This is a genomic window from Bordetella ansorpii (assembly GCF_900078705.1).
Taxonomy (GTDB): domain Bacteria; phylum Pseudomonadota; class Gammaproteobacteria; order Burkholderiales; family Burkholderiaceae_B; genus Bordetella; species Bordetella ansorpii_A.
The window spans coordinates 689686-707478 of record NZ_FKIF01000002.1; the positions used below are offsets into that span (position 1 = coordinate 689686).

Sequence of the window (17793 nt, forward strand, 5' to 3'; positions counted from 1 at the left end):
AATAGTATGTTATATCATTGCTGAACTTGACCTGAAACAACATAACGGAAAGAGGAACCCCCATGCACCGCAGTCCCCATCGCCTCGGCCTGGCTCTGGCCGTGGCGTTCAGTGCGCCCCTGGCCGACGCTGGCGCGCAGACAGCCAGCCGCGCCGAAACGGCCGAACAGACCGAGTCCGACGGCCGCCGCGCCACGATGCTGGCTCCCGTCACCGTGTCGGCCAATCCGCTCGGGCAGGACGCGAACAGCATGGCGCAGCCGGCCCTGGTGCTGGATGCGGCGGAACTGACGGTGCGCCGCCAGGGCACGTTGGGCGGGACGCTGGATGGGTTGCCCGGCGTGCATGCAGACACTTTCGGCGCGGGCGCGGCGCGCCCGGTGGTCCGTGGCCAGACCGCGCCGCGGGTGAAGGTGCTGTCCGACGGCAGCGAAGTGATGGACGCCTCGGGCATTTCGCCCGACCATGCCGTCACCGTCGAGCCGCTGCTGGCCGAGCGCATCGAGGTGCTGCGCGGGCCATCGACGTTGCTGTATGGCGGCGGCGCCATCGGCGGCGTGGTCAACGTGGTCGACCGCAAGATTCCGACCGAAGTGCCGGCCAAGGGCATCGAGGCGGAAGTCGAGGTGCGTGGCGCCACGGGCACCAAGGAGCGCGCCGGCGCCGCCGGCATCACCGCGGGCAGCGGCGATTTCGCGGTACGGGTCGAGGGCCTGAAGCGCCGCACCAGCGACTACCGCGTGCCGGACTGGTCGGACAGCAAGGTGCTGGGCTCATACAGCGAATCGTCGCAAGGCTCGGTGGGGATGTCGTGGATCCGCCCGCGCGGCTACGTCGGCGTGGCCTTCACCGCGCTGCAGAGCAAGTACGGCCTGCCCGGCCACAACCATGAATACGAGGGTTGCCACCCGCACGGCTCGCATCTGCACTGCGGCGGCCATGACGACCACGATCATGGTGAAGAGGGCGAGGAGGGCCACGAAGAACACGACCACGAACACGCGCACGGTGAAGAGCAGGCGCCGTACACCAAGCTGCGCAGCCGCCGCTTCGATCTGCGCGGCGAGTACCTGGACCCGTTCGCCGGATTCGAGAAGGTGCGCTTGCGCGGCGGCCTGACCGAATACCAGCATGACGAGATCGAGGGCGGCACGGTCGGCACGCGCTTCAAGAACCGTGGCTACGACGCGCGGCTTGAGCTGACGCACAAGCCGTGGATGGGCCTGCACGGCGTGGCCGGCCTGCAGTCGTCCTACAGCGATTTCCGCGCCGAAGGCGAAGAGGCTTTCCTGCCGCGCAGCAAGACGCGTGGCCTCGGGCTGTTCGTGCTGGAGGAATACCGCGTGGGCCAATGGCGCTTCGAGGGCGGGGCGCGCCAGGACTGGCAACGCGTCAAACCCGAAGGCGACCTGGCCGATTCCAACAAGTCGGCGACCTCGCTGTCGGCGGCAGCCATCTGGGACTTCGCGCCGCAATACTCGCTGGCCCTGTCGGTGTCGCGTTCGCAGCGCCTGCCCTCGGCGCAGGAGCTGTATGCCGATGGCGTGCACCTGGCCACCAACACGTACGAGGTGGGCAATGCCAGCCTGGACAAGGAAACCTCGCGCAACATCGACCTGACGCTGCGCAAGCACGCGGGCGACACGACGTTCACCGTCAGCGCCTTCCACAACCGGGTGCGCAACTACATCTACGCCAATACGCTGGACCGCTATGAAGACTTCCGCCTGATCGAGTATACGCAGCGCGACGCCGAGTTCGTGGGCGTCGAGGGCGAGGTGCGGCACCGCTTCACCAACGTGCTGTCAGCGGCGGTGTTCGGCGACTACGTGCGCGGCAAGCTGACCAGCGGCGGCGGCAATCTGCCTCGCATCCCGGCGGCGCGCCTGGGCGTGCGGGCGGATGCACGCTGGCAGCAATGGTCGGGCGGCGTCGAGTACTACCACGTGTTCCGCCAGGACGACATCGCGTCGTACGAGTCGGACACGCCGGGCTACGACATGGTGAACGCCTCGCTGGCCTACCGCACCCGCGTGGGCGCGGTGGACTACGAGATCTACCTGCGCGGCAACAACCTGCTGGACAAGCTGGCGTACAACCACGCGTCGTTCATCTCGCGCGCGGCGCCGCTGGCTGGCCGCAGCGTGCTGCTGGGCGTGCGCGCGACGTACTGATCAGGACTTGCGGCCAGCGCGCGGATGCGCCTGGTCGTAGGCCTTTGCCAAGTGCTGGAAATCCAGCCGGGTGTAGATCTGGGTGGTGGAGATGTTGGCGTGGCCCAGCATCTCCTGCACGGCTCGCAGGTCTTGCGCCGATTGCAGGACGTGGCTGGCGAAACTGTGGCGCAGCACGTGCGGATGCACGTGCGCGGGCAGGCCGGCCGCCTGCGCCAGCGCGGCCAGGCGCGCCTGCACGACCCGCGGCGAGATCCGCTTGCCGCGCGCGCCTACGAACAGCGCCGCGGCGTCGCCCGGCGTGCCGTCGGCCGCCAGTTGGCTGCGCGCTTCCAGCCACTTGCGCAATGCGTCCAGCGCGGCGCTGCCGACCGGCACCGCGCGGCGCTTGCCGCCCTTGCCCAGCACGATGACTTCGGACGAGGCCAGGTCGAGCCAGCCGCTCGATTCATAGCCGGACTCGCGGGTGTATTGCCGATCCAGTCCGGTCAGTTCGGACAGCCGCAAGCCACTGGAATAGAACAGCTCGAACATGGCCGTATCGCGGGCCGCCGCGGGGTCGTTCGACGGATGCCTGGCGGCGTGGTCGAGCAGGCCTTGGGCCTGTTCCACCGACAGGGCCTTGGGCAGGCCGCGCGGCGCCTTGGGCGCGCGTACGCCTGCCGTGGGATTGCCCGGCAGGTCCGCCTGCGGCGCCCACCACTGGTAGAAGCCACGCCAGGCCGCCAGCAGGCGCGCCAGGCTGCGCGGGCCCAGGCCCTGGGCGTGCAGGCGCGCCACGAACTGGCGGATGTGGCCGTTGGACAGGCGTTCGAGGGGCAGGTTGGCCTGCCGGGCCAGTTCGGCCAGGCGGCGCAGGTCGCGCGCATAGCCATCCAGCGTGTGGCCGGCATAGCGGCGGTTGGTTTGCAGGTGGCGCAGCCAGGCCTGCATGGGATCGGCCAGGGGGGCGGACGGTTCGGTCGTCATGGGCGGCCCTGGCGTTGCGGTGAAGGCTTCAACCGGCCGCTGCGGCCAGCCGGTTCAGGGCTGCCGAGGCCAGTCGCCCGACGGAGTCGAGAAAAGCCGTGCCCATCTCGGGATCGAAGCGCGCCGGGTCATCGGAGCCCAGCACCAGCAGGCCGACGCTGTCGGCGTCGTCGGCCGGACGCAGCGCGACCAGCGCCAGCGAACGCGGCTTGGCGGGCAGCCAGGCGGCCGCCTCGAACTCGACGTCATTGCCGCAGTACGGCGTTTTCAGGCTATCGGAAAAGGTGCGCACGTCCGCGGAGACGTCGCCGGCGTAACCATTGTCCGGCGACAAGCCAGGCAGGTTCCACAGGCGCAGCGCGATGTGGTCGAAGTCGAATTGCTCGGCCAGGCCCATGGCGATGGCGCCGGGCAGCAGTTGCGCATCGCGCTCGGCCAGCAGCCGTTGGCTCCATTGCGTGACGCGCGTGCCGATGGATTCGTTGATGGTGGCGTTGCGCATCATCTCGTTGATGCGCCATTCCAGGTCGCGCACGCGCTCGCGCAGTGTGAGGATCTGCCGTTCGCCCAGCGAGATGGTCTGGGTGCCGTGCGGATGCGGCACGCGCATGGCGGCGAAGACCTCGGGGTGCCGCTCGGGAAATTCGGGGTGTGCGTGCAGGAAATCGGCGATGTCCTGCGCGGAGAAGGAAGAGGTGGTCATGGGTGCCGGGTCAGCGGTTCAGGGCCAGGGAGAAGACCAGCTTGTCGATGTCGATCTGGCCGGCGAAGACGGATTCGGCGGGGCCGGTCATGCGCAGTTGGGCGCCGTCCCACGCGACGGTGAGGACGCCGCCACGGGTCTGCACGCGCACCGGGCTGGCCAGCAGGCCGCGCCGGATGCCGGCGGCCACCGCCGCACAGGCGCCCGTGCCGCAGGCCAGGGTTTCGCCGGCGCCGCGTTCGTACACGCGCAGCCGGATGGCGTGCGTATCGATCACCTGCATGAACCCCGCGTTGACGCGCCTGGCAAAGCGCGGATGCGATTCGACCAGCGGGCCGACGATGCCCACGGGGGCGGCGTCGACGTCGTCGACCACCTGCACCGCGTGCGGATTGGAGATGGCCACCAGCGACAGTTCCACCGTGCCGGATGCGCCCAGATCGAGCGGCCACAGCGTGTCGTCGTGCTGCTGGCGCGAGGACAGGCCGTCGGTGTCGAAGGGCAGCGCGGGCGGATCGAAGCGGGTGGCGCCCATTTCGACGGTGACCTGCGCGTCGTCGCCTTCGTCCAGCACGATGACGCCGGTGGCGATCTCGGCGCGCAGCGGGTTGCGGTCGGACAGGCCTTGTTCGTGCACGAAGCGCACGAAGCAGCGCGCGCCGTTGCCGCAGTGCTCGACCTCGCCGCCGTCGGCGTTGAAGATGCGGTAGCGGAAGTCGGCGTCGGGACGGGTGGCGGGCTCGACCAGCAGGATCTGGTCGGCGCCCACGCCGAAATGGCGGTCGGCCAGGGCGCGGGCGCGCTCCGGCGTCATGTCGATGGTTTGACGCACGCCGTCCAGCACGACGAAGTCGTTGCCGGCGCCATGCATCTTGGTGAAGTTCCAGATCATCGGAGGATTATCGCTCAATCCGGGCAGGCGCAATGCCGCCGGCTGCCGTTCAGTACAGCTTGGGTTCGCCTTCGGGGCGCGTCTTGAAGCGCCGGTGCACCCAATAATATTGGGAGGGGCATTCGCGGACCCAGGACTCGATTTCCCGGTTCAAGCGCGCCGTGGCGTCTTCCAGCGAGCCTTCGCCCGGAAAATCGGCCAGCGCTGGCAGCACCCGCACCACGTACTTGCCGGTGGCCGGATTCCAGTAGTCGACGATGGGCACGACCGCCGCGTTCCATTTGCGCGCCAACTGCGCGGTGGCCAGCAGCGTGGCGGCCTGCACGCCGAAGAACGGCACGAAGACCGAGCCTGTGCGGCCGAAGTCCATGTCGGGCAGGTAGTACACGGGGCGCAACTCGCGCAGGTGGCGGATCAGGTCGCGCACGCCATCCTTGCGGTTGACCAGGAACACTTCGTTGAAACGGGCGCGGCCGTCGCGCACGATGGCATCGATGGCGGGATCGCGCTGGGGCGTATACATGGTGGCGCCCGAGGGCACCACCATGGTCAGCCGCGTGGCGGCCGCATCCAGCGAGGTGAAGTGCGGCGCCAGCAGGATGACCGAGCGGCCCCGCGCATGCAGGTCGGCGATCTGCGCATCGCCCTCCAGGGCCACGGTGTCGCGGATGACGGCGGGGTCGCCGTACCACAGCAGGCCACGGTCGACGATGGATTGGCACAGGGCGCGGAAGTGGTCGCGCAGCCATTGCTCGCGCACCGATTCGGGCTGGTCGGGAAAGCACAGCCGCAGGTTGCGGCGCACGATGCCGGCGCGCCGGCCCGCCAGGCGCAGCGCGGCCCAGGTCAGCGCCTTGCCCGCGCGCTGGCGGCCAGCCGGGCTCATGCGGCCGAACCAGCGGAACAGGGCGGTCAGGGCCCAGGTCTTGAAAGCGGTCATGGGATCAGGAGGCCCCGGGCGGCGTGGCGGCGGCCGCTTGCGCGCCCGGGGCGGGCGGTGCGCCGCGCGGGGTCTTGTAGCGGTTGTAGCCCCACAGGTATTGATGCGGGAAGCGTCGGATCAGTTGCTCCATCATGCTGTTGAACAGCGCGGCCTGCTCGGCGGGGTCCTGGGGCAGCGGCCCTGGCACGCGCATGTGGTGCACGCGCCAGCCGCGGCCGCCGGGCAGGCGTTCGCCGGCCGAGAGGATGACGGCCACGCCGGTCTGCGCGGCGAGCTTGCCGGGCAGGGTCATGGTGTAGGCGGGCCGGCCGAAGAACGGCACCCAGACGCCGTCCCCCACGCCGGGAGCCTGGTCGGGCAGCAGGCCGACGGCCTCGCCGCGCCGCAGCGTGCGCACGAAATCGCGCACGCCCTGCAGGGTGGCGGGCACGGCCTTGATGCTGGAGGTGTTGCGGGCGGTCTCGAGCACGGGCGCCAGGATGGACTTGCGCGGCGGGCGGAACATGACGGTCAGCGGCAGCAACTGGGCAGTGTGGCGCGCCACGACGTCGAAGCTGCCCAGATGCGGCGTGAGGAAGAGGATGCCGTGGCCTTCGGCCAGCGCTTCCTGCACGACGTGGTCGTCGTCGGACACGACCTGGCGCATGCAGGCGTCGTGCCGGAACCAGACGCGTGGCAGTTCCAGGATCATGGCGCCGATCTCGCCGGCCGCGCGGCGCGCGAAGGCGGCATCGGGATACCCGGCCTGGGCGGCGTTGGCGCGCAGGCGCGCGCGGTATTTGCCGGGCCAGGCATAGATCAGGCGGCCGACCAGGCGGCCCGCCGCGTGCAGGACGGGCAGGGGCAGGGCGGCGGCCAGGCGGACCAGGGAGAGCAGCATGCGGTGAAAGACGTTTTTGTAACCGGGAGGTCAGGCAGTCGCACGAGCGCGGGTAAAAAGACGCGCAAGCATGAACCTGTCATTTTCGCCTAAAATGCCCAGCAGTCGCCGAGTTAACCGACAACTTGCGGAGCGACGGCAGGTTCCGCTTCGGCTGGGCCGGCCAAATCCGCTAAAGCGTCGCGCCCAGATCGATAGTCCTTCGCAGGTTGCGGTCCGGGGTGCAACGCGCCCGTTCAACCTGTGTGAGCGCCGGTGCGGTACTGGCGCCATGAAGGACTACTTGTGGCCAATAACGATTTCCTCTTCACCTCCGAATCCGTTTCGGAAGGTCACCCGGACAAGGTCGCCGACCAGATCTCCGACTCCATCCTCGACGCCATTTTCGAGCAGGATCCCAACGCCCGCGTGGCGGCCGAAACGCTGTGCAACACCGGTCTGGTGGTGCTGGCCGGCGAGATCACCACGACCGCCAATGTCGACTATATCCAGGTCGCGCGCGACACGATCCGTCGCATCGGCTACGACAACACCGAGTACGGCATCGACTACAAGGGTTGCGCCGTGCTGGTCGCCTACGACAAGCAGTCGCCCGACATCGCCCAGGGCGTCGATCGCACGTCCGAGGACTACCTGAACCAGGGCGCCGGCGACCAGGGCCTGATGTTCGGCTACGCCTGCGACGAAACCCCCGACCTGATGCCCGCTCCGATCTGGTACTCGCACCGCCTGGTGCAGCGCCAGAGCGAACTGCGCAAGGACGGCCGCCTGCCGTGGCTGCGCCCGGACGCCAAGTCGCAGGTCACTTTCCGCTATATCGACGGCCGTCCGGCCGAGGTCGACACGGTGGTGCTGTCCACGCAGCACGCGCCCGAGATCTCGCAGCCCGAGATCCACGAAGCCGTCATCGAGGAAATCATCAAGCCTTGCTTCCCCGACGGCCTGATCACCCCGAAGACCAAGTTCCTGGTCAACCCGACCGGCCGCTTCGTCATCGGCGGCCCGCAGGGCGATTGCGGCCTGACCGGCCGCAAGATCATCGTCGACACCTACGGGGGCGCGTGCCCGCACGGCGGCGGCGCGTTCTCGGGCAAGGACCCCTCCAAGGTCGACCGCTCGGCCGCCTACGCCGCCCGCTACGTGGCCAAGAACGTGGTGGCCGCCGGCCTGGCGCGCCAGTGCCAGGTGCAGGTCAGCTATGCCATCGGCGTGGCCGAACCCATCAACATCACGGTCTACACCGAAGGCACCGGCGTCATTCCCGACAGCGAGATCGCCAAGCTGGTGCTCGAGCACTTCGACCTGCGTCCGAAGGGCATCGTCAACATGCTGGACCTGCTGCGCCCGATCTACGCCAAGACCGCGGCCTACGGCCACTTCGGCCGCAGCGAGCCCGAGTTCTCGTGGGAAGCCACGGACAAGGTGCAGGTGCTCAAGCGCGCCGTGTGATGCGGCAAGCCTGAAAAACCTGCCGCGTGGATCCGGTGGGCGATGGGGCGAACCTTCGGGTTCGCCCTTTTGTTGTTTTGCGCTCAGCCGCAAGGGCCTGGAAGTCCTGCTCTGATCCTGGCGATTCACCACGCCGCGTCGCCCGCTTCGCGGCGCAGGTGTCCGGCCAGCCGTTGCGACAGGAAGTCCACGAAGGCGATGGTCTTGGCGGGCAGGTTCAGGCGTTCGGGGTACAGCGCGTAGATGTCGGCGGGCGGGGTGGCCCAGTCGGGCAGCACTTCCCGCAACTGGCCGCCGCGCAGATACGCGGCCGTCTCCCATTCCGAACGCATCACGATGCCGTGGCCGTCCAGCGCCCATTGCAGGGCGCTCTGGCCATCGTTGGCGCTGAGCGCGCCGCGCGCCTTCACGGTTTCGCTGCGCTGGCCGGATTGCAGGTGCCAAGTGCCGTAGGCCACGTTGTCTTCGCGGACCACGATGCAGCGATGGCGTGTCAGGTCGGCCGGTGCACGGGGCTCGCCGTACGTGCGCAGATAGGCCGGCGAAGCGCACAGCAGGCGGCGGTTCGAGGCCAGCTTGCGCGCCGTCAGCCGCGCATCGGGCATCTCGCCGAAGCGCACGCCCACGTCATAGCGCTCGTCCAGCAGGTTGATGGGACGGTCCGTCAGCTGCATCTGCACTTCGACCTCCGGATACTGCCGCACGAAGTCCGACACGGCCGGCACGATGTGCGCGCGGCCGAAGCCGAACGTGGCGTTCAGTCGCAGCAGGCCGCGCGGCTCGGCGCGCGTGCTGGACACGCTGCGTTCCAGCGCCTCCAGTTCGGCCAGGATGCGGCCGCCGCCCGCCAGATAGATTTCGCCTTCGTGCGTGACGCTGACGCGCCGCGTGGTGCGGTTCAGCAGGCGCACCCCCAGCCGCCGCTCGAGATTGGCCAGCCGGGTGCTGACCGCGGGGGGCGTCACGCCCAGCTCGCGCGCCGTGGCCGACAGGTTGCCGTGGCGCACCAGCAGAGAAAAGAACGCGAGATCGGAGAGGCCGTCCATGCGGAGGATCCTGCAAGCTGATTATTAAATTGAATTGAATAAAGGTTTATTGAAGCATTAATTATAAGAATCAAACAGGGATATACACTGCCTTGGACCATTCAAGCCGCCGAAGAACAGGCGGTTCAACCGAGGAGACAAGCGCATGAATCACGACTTTCCGTCGTTACGTCCCATCGCGGCGGCGGCCGCCTGTGCCATCGTCACCGTGGCCGCATTGGCCGCCGCGCCCGCGCGGGCCGAGACTTTTCCGCAACGCCCCATCACCTTGGTCGCGCCGTTCGCGCCAGGCGGCAGCGTCGACATCGCCGCGCGGCTGATCGCCGATGCCTGGGGCAAGTCGCTGGGGCAGACCGTGGTGGTGGAAAACCGCTCGGGGGCGTCGGGCAACATCGGCATGGCCGCCGTGGCGCGCGCCAGGCCGGACGGCTACACGCTGGCCATCAACACCATGTCGCTGGCAATCAATCCCTCGCTGTTCAAGGACATGCCCTTCGACACGCTGAAGGACCTGCGTTCGGTCGGCACGGTGGCCACCTCGCAGCACGTGCTGACGGTTACCAACAGCCTGCCGGTGTCCAACGTGGCCGAGCTGCTGGCCTACGTGCGGGCGCGGCCCGCCAATGAGCTGAGCTTCGGCTCGGCGGGCTCGGGCAGCACGTTCCACATGGCCGCGGAGCTGTTCAAGTCGGTGTCCAGGACCCAGATCCTGCATGTGCCCTACAAGGGCGGCGGCCCTGCCATGGTGGACACCATCAGCGGCCAGGTGCAGATGAGTTTTCCGGTGCTGTCGGCGGCCAAGCCGCAGGTCGATGGCGGCAAGCTGAAGGCGTTGGGCGTGACGGGCAAGACGCGTTCGCCGCTACTGCCCGACGTGCCCACTATCGCCGAATCGGGCCTGCCGGGCTACGAGTTCAACACCTGGTTCGTCGTCAGCGCGCCGGCGGGCACGCCGCAGGCGGTGATCGACACCCTGAACGCCAAACTGGCGCAGGCCCTGCGCACGCCCGAGATGACGCAGCGGCTAGGCAAGGAAGGTTTCGAGGCCTGGATCTCGACGCCGTCGCAGACTGACCAGATGGTGGCCGGCGAACTGGCGCGCTGGGCCGGCGTCATCGAGGACGCAGGCATCACGCCCAATTGATGGGCATCCGCCCGTCTTGCGGCGGGCTTGCACGAAGGAATCGACCATGCCCGGCATGACGCTCTACGACAAACTGGTGGCCACCCATACCGTGGCCCGGCTGGATGCCGAACACGTGCTGCTGTACGTGGACCTGCACATCATGAACGAGTACACCAGCCCGCAGGCCTTCAGCGGCCTGGCGGCGCGCGGACGCCGCACACTGCGGCCGGGCCAGCAGATGGCGGTGGTCGATCACGTCATTCCCACGCATCCCGTGCCGGCCGCGCTGCGCACCATCCAGGACGAGGCTTCGGCATTGCAGGCGGCCAACCTGAAGCGCAATTGCCGGGAGCATGGCGTGGCGCTGTTCGACACCACCGATCCGCTGCAGGGCATCGAGCACGTGATCGCGCCGGAACACGGCATGATCCGGCCGGGCATGGTGGTGCTGTGCGGCGACAGCCACACCACCACCTACGGCGCGCTGGGCGCGCTGGGCTTCGGCATCGGCACGTCCGAGGTCGAGCACATCCTGGCCACGCAGGCCCTGGTGTACCGCGTGGCGCGCAATCTGCGCATCCGCGTCGATGGCCGGCTGGGCGCGGGCGTCACCGCCAAGGACCTGGTGATCCACGTGGTGCATCGCATCGGCGCGCAGGGCGCGCGCGGCCACGCGGTGGAGTATTGCGGCGCGGCCATCGATGCCCTGTCGGCCGAGGCGCGCATGACCCTGTGCAACATGACGGTGGAGGCCGGCGCGCGCGCCGCGCTGGTCGCCCCCGATGCCACGACGGTGGACTACGTCTGTGCGCATGCGCCGGATCTGCGCGGCGAGGCCGGCGACCAGGCCCGCGCCTACTGGGCGACGCTGGTCTCCGACGCGGATGCGCGCTTCGACATCGAGCATCGCCTCGATGCCGCGTCGATCGCGCCCTACGTCACCTGGGGCACCAGTCCCGACCAGGCCATGCCGGTGGACGGCTGCGTGCCGGACCCTTCCGCGGCGCATGATGCGCTGGCGCGCCTTGCCTTGCAGAAGGCCGTGGACTACATCGGCCTGGCGCCCGGCACGCCGATCGCGGGGGTGCCGGTCGACCGGGTCTTCATCGGCTCGTGTACCAATGGCCGTATCGAAGACCTGCGCGCCGTGGCCGAAGTGGTGCGTGGCCGCAAGGTGGCGCCGGGCGTGCGCGCGATGGTGGTGCCGGGATCGGGGGCCGTGCGCAGGCAGGCCGAGCAAGAGGGCATCGCCGCGCTGCTGGCCGAGGCGGGCTTCGAGTGGCGCCAGCCGGGCTGTTCGATGTGCCTGGCGATGAACGACGACGTGCTGCGGCCCGGCGAGCGCTGCGCATCCACGACCAACCGCAATTTCGAGGGACGCCAGGGGCGCGGCGGACGCACGCACCTGATGAGCCCGGCGATGGCGGCGGCCGCCGCGTTGACGGGGCGCATCGTCGACGTGCGGACGTTGCCGGCCAGCGGGCAGGCCACCCGGTCGCTGCCCTCATGACGCCTGCCTGCCTGCCGGACGCCGCCGCAGGCCAGCATCGCCCGTCATCCGACCCGGGCCGGCCGACAGCATTCGATCTTCCCCGGCACATCCGTTTCAGACGAATCCGAACATCCTCATCGAGGCAACTCCATGAACACCCCCGCACGCATCGAGGCCGTGGCCGCGCCGCTGCCCTACAGCAATCTGGACACCGACCAGATCATGCCCAAGCAGTTCCTGCGCATCATCGACAAGGCCGGCCTGGACCGTGGCCTGCTGTACGACCTGCGCTTCGACGAGACCGGCGCGCCGCGCACCGGTTTCGTGTTGAACCAGCCCGCGTGGCGCGACGCCGGCATCCTGGTGACCGGTCCCAACTTCGGTTGCGGCTCCAGCCGCGAGCACGCGGTGTGGGGCTTGCAGCAATTCGGCATCCGCGCCATCATCGCCGCGAGCTACGGCGAGATCTTCTACTTCAACGCGATGAACAACGGCCTGCTGTTGGTCATGCTGGCGCCTGACGAAGTGGATGCCTTGCTGGACCAGGTGGGCGATCCCGCGCGCAACCGCATCGCCATTGATGTCGTGGCCGGGCAGGTGCACGGCGCCGGCGGATGGCGCGCCGGTTTCAAGATGGCCGAGCGCCATCGCCGCATGTTCGCCGAAGGCCAGGACATGGTGGGCGCCACGCTGTCGCAGTTGGCCGACATCGAGGCCTTCGAGGCCGGCCACTGGCGGCGCCACCCCTGGATGCGGGATGTGGCTGCGAAAGTGCGCCGCCGGCTCGACCAGGCACAGGAGACTTCCGCATGACCCCGCTTTTCGATCTGCCCCTGCAACGCATCCGTGCCAACGGCATCGAGCTGGCCGCGCGTATCGGCGGCGAAGGCCCGCCGATGCTGCTGCTGCACGGCCATCCCCAGACGCACGTGATCTGGCATCGCATGTGGCCGACGCTGACGCGCCATCGCACCTGCGTGGCCGTGGACCTGCGCGGCTATGGCGACAGCGCCAAGCCGCCGGCCTCGGCGGATCACGCGGCGCATTCCAAGCGCGTGATGGCGCGCGACATGGCCGAACTGATGCGCGGCCTGGGCCACGAGCATTACGACGTGCTGGCGCATGACCGCGGCGCGCGCGTGGCGCACCGCCTGGCGCTGGATCATGCCGGTAGCGTGAACCGCATGATGCTGCTGGATATCGCGCCCACGCTGGACATGTACGAAGGCACCAACCGCGCCTTCGCGCAGGCGTATTTTCACTGGTTCTGGCTGATCCAGCCGGCGCCGTTGCCCGAGACAATGATCGAACGCGACGGTGAGTTCTACATCCGCTCCATCATGGGCGGCAGGCCGGGCGGGCTGGCGCACTTCGCCGATCAGGCATTGGCCGAGTACGCCCGTTGTGCGCAATTGCCGGGATGGGCGACCGGCATCTGCGAAGACTACCGCGCGTCGGCCACCATCGACCTGGAACATGACCGCGCGGGCCGCAAGTCGGGCGAGCGGGTCAGGGCGCCGCTGCGCGTGCTGTGGGGCGAGCGCGGCGCGGTGGGCAGGAACTTCGACGTGATCGGCCTGTGGTCGGCGGTGGCCGATTCGGTGTCGGGCAAGGCGCTGCCGTCCGCGCATTACCTGCCCGAGGAAGTGCCTGATGCGGTGCTGGCCGAAGCGGCCGGGTTCTTCGGGTGGGAAGGCTGAACGGGCCATCCATCCTGGCCGGACGTCGATAGGGGCGGCTGCCCGATGAGGGCAGCGCCATGACGGGCCTGGATGCAGGCACGCGCGGCCGAGGGCGCGCTTGCGCCGCGGCTGCCGTGGGCCTACTGCAGCGAAATCCCCGCATCCTTCACCACCTTGCCCCAGCGCTGCGTCTGCTCGCGCATCCACTGGCCCAGCTCCGCGGGGGTCTTGTCGACCGGTTCCGAGCCGAGGTCGGACAACTGCTTGCTGACTTCGGGGCGGCTCAGCACGGCGTTGACGTCGCGGTTGATCTTCGCGATCACGTCGGGCGGCGTGCCGCCGGTGGTCATCAGTCCCTGCCACGAGCCGGATTCGAAACCGGCCGTGGTCTCGGCGACCGTCGGCGTATCCGGAATCAGGCCGAAGCGTTTGCTGCTGCCCACGGCCAGCAGCTTGATCTTGCCTGCCTTCACCAGCGGATAGGTCGCCAGGAAGCTGTTCATGGTGGCGTCGATCTGGCCGCCGGTCAGGTCGGACAGCACTTGCGCGCCGCCCTTGTAGCCGATGTAGTTCCAGGTGAAGTCCATGCGGCGCGCCAGGTCGATGCCGGCCAGGTGCGTGATGGCGCCGGTGGTCTCGCCGTAGTTCAGCTTGTTCGGATGCTGTTTGGCGTAGGCCGCCAGTTCGTTCACGTTGGACACGGGCAGGTCGCCGCGCACCACCAGGATGTGCGGCGAGTAGGCCACGAAGGACACGGGCGCCAGGTCTTTCCCGGGGTCGTAGCCCAGCTTGGGATACAGGCTGGGCGAGATCGCCAGGCTGCTGAGGTCCATCAACAGCATCGTGTAGCCGTCGGCCTCGGAACGCGCCACCAGGGTCGCGCCGATATTACCGTTGGCGCCGGGCTTGTTCTCGACCACCACGGGCTGGCCCCACAGCGTGCCCAGTTCCTTGCCCAGCAGGCGCGCCAGCACGTCGGACGCGCCGCCTGCCGGGTTCGGCACGATCAGGCGCACGGGCTTGTCGGGCCAGCCGGCGGCGGCTGCCAGGGAAGGGGCGGCGCCGCACAGCAGCGCCAGTGAGGCCGCGGCCAGGCCGCGCAGGGCGGCACGCCGCGAGGCGCGCAAGGCGCCGGCAGGGAAGGTACGCATCGAGGTTGTCTCCAGGTGTTATTCGAATACTTGTCGCCCGGTTGCGCCGGGCCGCGCACCGCGTGTTGTCAGTGACCAGCGCGCACGACGTTCTCCAGTGGCGCGCCGGACTGCAGCCGGCGGATGTTTTCAGCCATGAAGCGGTAGCGGCGGTCCAGCAGGCCGGGCGTCATGGCGGAAATGTGAGGCGTGCCGCGTACGTTCGGCAAGCGGTGCAGGGGCAGGCGCGCGGGCGTGACGGGGGCGCCGCCCGCGGCGGGATACTGGTACCAGACATCCAGCGCGGCGCGGCCCAGCCGCTGCTCGCGCAAGGCGTCATACAGGGCCTGTTCGTCCACGACTTCCGCGCGCGCCACGTTGACCAGCAGCGCGCCGGGCGGCATCAGGGCCAGCTGCTCGCGCCCGATCAGGCCGCGCGTGGCGTCGTTCAGCGGGCAGCACAGCACCAGCACGTCGGCCGAGGGCAGCACCTTGTGGAGTTCGCAGACGGGGCGGTGCCGCACGCCATGGGCCGTGTCGCCCTCGCCGCCGCGCGTCAATGCCACGACGTGCATGTCCAGCGCGTGCGCGCGGCGCGCGACCTCCTGGCCGATGTGGCCGTAGCCGACGAGGACGGCGGTGCGGCCCGAGGCCTCGCCGTGCATGGCGCGCCTGGCGTAGGCGCGCGGCCAGGCCTCTTCGTCCAGCACGGCGGGATAGGCCCAGGGCGTCAGCGCGTGCTCCAGGATGGCGTGGATCACGAACTCGGCGATGGGCACTTCATGGCCGTGCACGTTGCACACCCAGGTGGCGGTCGGCAGCGCGGCCACCGCCACCTGGTCCACGCCCGCGCCGGGCACCTGCACCAGGCGGCTGGCGATGCGTTCGGCTTCCTGGGGCTTGATGCTGTTGGCGATGACCACGTCCGCGGTGATCGCGCCCGTGGCGGCAAAGGCGGCATGGCCCTCGACCTGATGGGCGTCGCCCAGCAACTGTTGCAGCCGGCAGGCGTGTCCGGCGTGCAGGCCGACGATGTCGATGCGCATGAGAAATCTCCTGTTCTTTTCTGGCAAGCCCTAGGCCTTGCGGCTTTCGCGCACGGTGGTGTCGGCAGATTGGCGCAAGCCGTCGGTCAGCGCCGTGCCCAGGCCGGGGGCGGTGGGCGCCAGGGCGCGGCCGTCCTTCAATACGGGCAGGTCGGTGACCAGGTCGCGATACCAGGTGGCCAGGGCGGCGCGCACCACTTCCTGGTAGATGGCGGTGGGCGCATGCAGCGCCATGTGCAGGCCGGCCATCAGCGTGACGGGGCCCGTGCAGTCGTGCGGCGCCAGGGGCTTGTTGTAGGCCTGCGCGAAGGCGGCGATCTTGCGGCCTTCGGTGACGCCGCCGCACCAGGCCAGGTCCAGCATCACCACGTCCAGCGCGTCGGCAGCCAGCAGGTCGCGGAATTGCCGCACGCCGCCCAGGGTCTCGCTGCCGCAGAGGGGCGTGCGGGTCTGGCGGCGCAGGTCGGCCAGGCCGTGCGGGTCATCCATCTTCGACAAAGGATCTTCGGCCCAGAAGACGCCGTAGTCTTCCAGCGCGCGGCAGATGCGCAGGGCGGCATGGCTGCCCCACAGGCTGTGCAGTTCGCACATGATCTCGATGCGGTCGCCCACGGCGGCGCGGATCTGGCGGAACGGTTCCAGGCCCGCCTTCAGGTCGGGCAGGCCGATGGTGTGCCCGCCCGTGGCCGGCGCGTAGATGTCGAACGGCCAGATCTTCATGGCGCCGTAGCCCTCGGACAGCAGGCTTTCGGCCAGCCCGCCCGCGTCGCGCATGAAGGCGACCTGGTCGTCGTACGGGCCCGCGCTCTGGTCGCCGTTGCCGATGTCGCGGCGCACGCCGGTGGTGTTGTAGGCATAGCCCGCGCAGGTGTTGTAGACGGGCACGGTCTGGCGCGCGCCGCCGCCCAGGGCGACGTACAGCGGCACGTTGGCGCGCTTGCCGGCAAGGTCCCACAGCGCGATGTCGACGGCGCTGGCGGCGCGCACTTCGGCGCTGGAGCCGCTGAACCCCACGTAGGGATTGAGCAGGTGGCGCGAGATGGCCTCGATGTGCCCGGCGTCGCGGCCCAGCAGCCAGGGGGCGATCTCGTCGTGCAGCAGGGTCTCGACCGTGGCGGCGCCGCGGAAAGTCTCGCCCAGCCCGGCCAGGCCGTCCTCGGTTTCCAGTTCCACCCAGACCAGGCTGGGGCGTTGCGGCGTGCGCAGGGTGCGCAGGCAAGTGATCTTGGGCATGGGTGTGTCGTCGTTGGCGCGACAGCCGGGCAGCCGCCGCCTTGGCGCACATCATGGCGCAGAGCTGTAAGTGCTGTCAATATTTGTACGACAGATTTAGGCTATAAAGCCAAATCTGTAATACAGCATTGAGCGGCGACCCGACCGGCTTGCAGCTTTCCCGTCCTTTGACGCACACTGCGCCCCATGAAAACCTCCTCGGCCGACAGGCTGTTAAGCGACCAGGCCTACGAAGCCCTGCTGGCCCTGCTGGGCACCGACGAATTCGCGGCGGGCATGCGCCTGCCGGCCGAGAACGCCCTGGCCGAGCGCTTCGGCGTGTCACGTCCCGTGCTGCGCCAGGCATTGGCCCGGCTGCGCGCCGAGGGCCGCATCCAGTCGCGCAAGGGCTCGGGCCATTTCGTGGACCAGCCCCGGCCGCAGGCCAGCATGGTCAGCTTCGGCCAACTGACCAGCATTCCGGACGTGCGCAGTTTTCTGGAATTCCGCTGCAGCGTGGAGGGCGAGATCGCCGCCCGCGCGGCGCAGCACCACACGGACGAGGACATGGCCCTGATCGTCGAGCGCCGCCAGGACTTCGAACGCGCCTTGCTGGCCGGCGCCTCGGGCGTCGACGAGGACATCGCGTTCCACCTGGCCATCGCCCAGGCCAGCGGCAACCGCTTCTTCTCCATGACCATGCAGGCGCTGGTGGCGCAGACCCGTTTCAGCATCGAGCTGGTGCGCAGCCTGGCGGACCGGTCCCGCGCGCAGCGCCACGACGAGGTCTGCCGCGAACATGCGGCCATCGTCGACGGCATTGCCTCGCGCGATGCGCGCGTGGCCCGCGACGCCATGCTGGCGCATCTGCACGGGGGCATCTCGCGCCTGTTCGGGGCGCCGCCGCCAGCGGCCTGAGGGGTCAGCCGGCCCGTCGGCATCCGCTGGAATGCCTGTCTTTGAAAGCATCGCTTTCAAGTGATCGTACAACTTGTTGTGCAAAAACCCTGTCCTTACCCTGAGATGAGCAGCGGGCGTTGGATTTTTGG

At 69.1% G+C, this 17793-nt stretch carries 16 protein-coding genes; 7 read left to right on the forward strand and 9 right to left on the reverse strand.

The features are described from left to right. Positions 1-197: 197 nt before the first annotated feature. Positions 198-2174 (forward strand): TonB-dependent receptor domain-containing protein, encoded by a 1977-nt coding sequence (locus tag A6745_RS06780; protein WP_231885948.1) that lies wholly within the window; start codon positions 198-200, stop codon positions 2172-2174. Here the strand turns inward: A6745_RS06780 and xerC are convergent, their stop codons facing one another. From xerC to A6745_RS06805, 5 genes are read right to left on the reverse strand one after another with little or no spacing between them, the layout of a single operon-like run. Further along, positions 2175-3143 (reverse strand): tyrosine recombinase XerC, encoded by a 969-nt coding sequence (xerC, locus tag A6745_RS06785; RefSeq protein ID WP_066124999.1) that lies wholly within the window; start codon positions 3141-3143, stop codon positions 2175-2177. Positions 3144-3171: 28 nt separating this feature from the next. Further along, positions 3172-3846, reverse strand: a complete 675-nt coding sequence (locus A6745_RS06790) for a DUF484 family protein (protein ID WP_066125001.1) — start codon at positions 3844-3846, stop codon at positions 3172-3174. Positions 3847-3856: 10 nt separating this feature from the next. Beyond that, entirely contained in the window at positions 3857-4756 is a 900-nt protein-coding gene (gene dapF, locus A6745_RS06795) for a diaminopimelate epimerase (RefSeq protein WP_066125829.1), read from the reverse strand. 31 nt (positions 4757-4787) lie between these two features. Next, entirely contained in the window at positions 4788-5678 is an 891-nt protein-coding gene (locus tag A6745_RS06800) for a lysophospholipid acyltransferase family protein (RefSeq protein WP_066125004.1), read from the reverse strand. Positions 5679-5682: 4 nt separating this feature from the next. Continuing rightward, on the reverse strand, positions 5683-6561 hold the full coding sequence (locus A6745_RS06805) for a lysophospholipid acyltransferase family protein (protein WP_066125007.1): 879 nt from the start codon (positions 6559-6561) through the stop codon (positions 5683-5685). A 285-nt stretch (positions 6562-6846) separates the two neighbouring features. Between A6745_RS06805 and metK the strand changes: the two genes are divergently transcribed. Further along, positions 6847-8010, forward strand: a complete 1164-nt coding sequence (gene metK, locus A6745_RS06810) for a methionine adenosyltransferase (protein WP_066125008.1) — start codon at positions 6847-6849, stop codon at positions 8008-8010. A 125-nt stretch (positions 8011-8135) separates the two neighbouring features. Here metK and A6745_RS06815 read toward each other — a convergent pair whose 3' ends face one another. Next, positions 8136-9056 (reverse strand): LysR family transcriptional regulator, encoded by a 921-nt coding sequence (locus A6745_RS06815; RefSeq protein ID WP_066125010.1) that lies wholly within the window; start codon positions 9054-9056, stop codon positions 8136-8138. A 145-nt stretch (positions 9057-9201) separates the two neighbouring features. On the opposite strand from A6745_RS06815, the gene A6745_RS06820 reads away from it, so the two are divergent. The 4 genes from A6745_RS06820 to A6745_RS06835 all read left to right on the forward strand — a co-directional run bounded on the left by A6745_RS06820 (position 9202) and on the right by A6745_RS06835 (position 13374). Further along, positions 9202-10200: a tripartite tricarboxylate transporter substrate binding protein gene (locus tag A6745_RS06820; RefSeq protein ID WP_066125012.1), complete on the forward strand. Its 999-nt coding sequence runs from the start codon at positions 9202-9204 to the stop codon at positions 10198-10200. Positions 10201-10246: 46 nt separating this feature from the next. Continuing rightward, a complete protein-coding gene (leuC, locus tag A6745_RS06825) occupies positions 10247-11692 on the forward strand; it encodes a 3-isopropylmalate dehydratase large subunit (protein ID WP_066125014.1) in 1446 nt (481 codons plus the stop codon). Between the two features lie 132 nt (positions 11693-11824). Then, a complete protein-coding gene (leuD, locus tag A6745_RS06830; RefSeq protein WP_066125015.1) occupies positions 11825-12487 on the forward strand; it encodes a 3-isopropylmalate dehydratase small subunit in 663 nt (220 codons plus the stop codon). After that, on the forward strand, positions 12484-13374 hold the full coding sequence (locus tag A6745_RS06835; RefSeq protein ID WP_066125017.1) for an alpha/beta fold hydrolase: 891 nt from the start codon (positions 12484-12486) through the stop codon (positions 13372-13374). Before leuD ends, A6745_RS06835 begins: the two co-directional genes overlap by 4 nt. 122 nt (positions 13375-13496) lie before the next feature. On the opposite strand, the gene A6745_RS06840 is transcribed toward A6745_RS06835, so the two are convergent. The 3 genes from A6745_RS06840 to A6745_RS06850 all read right to left on the reverse strand — a co-directional run bounded on the left by A6745_RS06840 (position 13497) and on the right by A6745_RS06850 (position 16765). Then, on the reverse strand, positions 13497-14507 hold the full coding sequence (locus A6745_RS06840; protein WP_066125019.1) for a Bug family tripartite tricarboxylate transporter substrate binding protein: 1011 nt from the start codon (positions 14505-14507) through the stop codon (positions 13497-13499). A gap of 68 nt (positions 14508-14575) precedes the next feature. Beyond that, positions 14576-15532: a 2-hydroxyacid dehydrogenase gene (locus tag A6745_RS06845; RefSeq protein WP_066125021.1), complete on the reverse strand. Its 957-nt coding sequence runs from the start codon at positions 15530-15532 to the stop codon at positions 14576-14578. Between the two features lie 30 nt (positions 15533-15562). Beyond that, entirely contained in the window at positions 15563-16765 is a 1203-nt protein-coding gene (locus tag A6745_RS06850) for a mandelate racemase/muconate lactonizing enzyme family protein (protein WP_066125023.1), read from the reverse strand. A 186-nt stretch (positions 16766-16951) separates the two neighbouring features. Between A6745_RS06850 and A6745_RS06855 the strand changes: the two genes are divergently transcribed. Next, the gene (locus A6745_RS06855; RefSeq protein WP_066125026.1) at positions 16952-17662 is read left to right on the forward strand and encodes a FadR/GntR family transcriptional regulator; all 711 of its coding nucleotides are present in this window, start codon (positions 16952-16954) and stop codon (positions 17660-17662) included. Positions 17663-17793: the final 131 nt, after the last annotated feature.

Coding starts and splice junctions, on each gene's coding strand:
- A6745_RS06780 (WP_231885948.1), top strand. CDS start 198: ATGCTGGCTCCCGTCACCGTGTCGGCCAATCCGCTCGGGCAGGACGCG.
- xerC (WP_066124999.1), bottom strand. CDS start 3,143: ATGACGACCGAACCGTCCGCCCCCCTGGCCGATCCCATGCAGGCCTGG.
- A6745_RS06790 (WP_066125001.1), bottom strand. CDS start 3,846: ATGACCACCTCTTCCTTCTCCGCGCAGGACATCGCCGATTTCCTGCAC.
- A6745_RS06800 (WP_066125004.1), bottom strand. CDS start 5,678: ATGACCGCTTTCAAGACCTGGGCCCTGACCGCCCTGTTCCGCTGGTTC.
- A6745_RS06805 (WP_066125007.1), bottom strand. CDS start 6,561: ATGCTGCTCTCCCTGGTCCGCCTGGCCGCCGCCCTGCCCCTGCCCGTC.
- A6745_RS06815 (WP_066125010.1), bottom strand. CDS start 9,056: ATGGACGGCCTCTCCGATCTCGCGTTCTTTTCTCTGCTGGTGCGCCAC.
- A6745_RS06820 (WP_066125012.1), top strand. CDS start 9,202: ATGAATCACGACTTTCCGTCGTTACGTCCCATCGCGGCGGCGGCCGCC.
- leuC (WP_066125014.1), top strand. CDS start 10,247: ATGCCCGGCATGACGCTCTACGACAAACTGGTGGCCACCCATACCGTG.
- leuD (WP_066125015.1), top strand. CDS start 11,825: ATGAACACCCCCGCACGCATCGAGGCCGTGGCCGCGCCGCTGCCCTAC.
- A6745_RS06835 (WP_066125017.1), top strand. CDS start 12,484: ATGACCCCGCTTTTCGATCTGCCCCTGCAACGCATCCGTGCCAACGGC.
- A6745_RS06840 (WP_066125019.1), bottom strand. CDS start 14,507: ATGCGTACCTTCCCTGCCGGCGCCTTGCGCGCCTCGCGGCGTGCCGCC.
- A6745_RS06845 (WP_066125021.1), bottom strand. CDS start 15,532: ATGCGCATCGACATCGTCGGCCTGCACGCCGGACACGCCTGCCGGCTG.
- A6745_RS06850 (WP_066125023.1), bottom strand. CDS start 16,765: ATGCCCAAGATCACTTGCCTGCGCACCCTGCGCACGCCGCAACGCCCC.
- A6745_RS06855 (WP_066125026.1), top strand. CDS start 16,952: ATGAAAACCTCCTCGGCCGACAGGCTGTTAAGCGACCAGGCCTACGAA.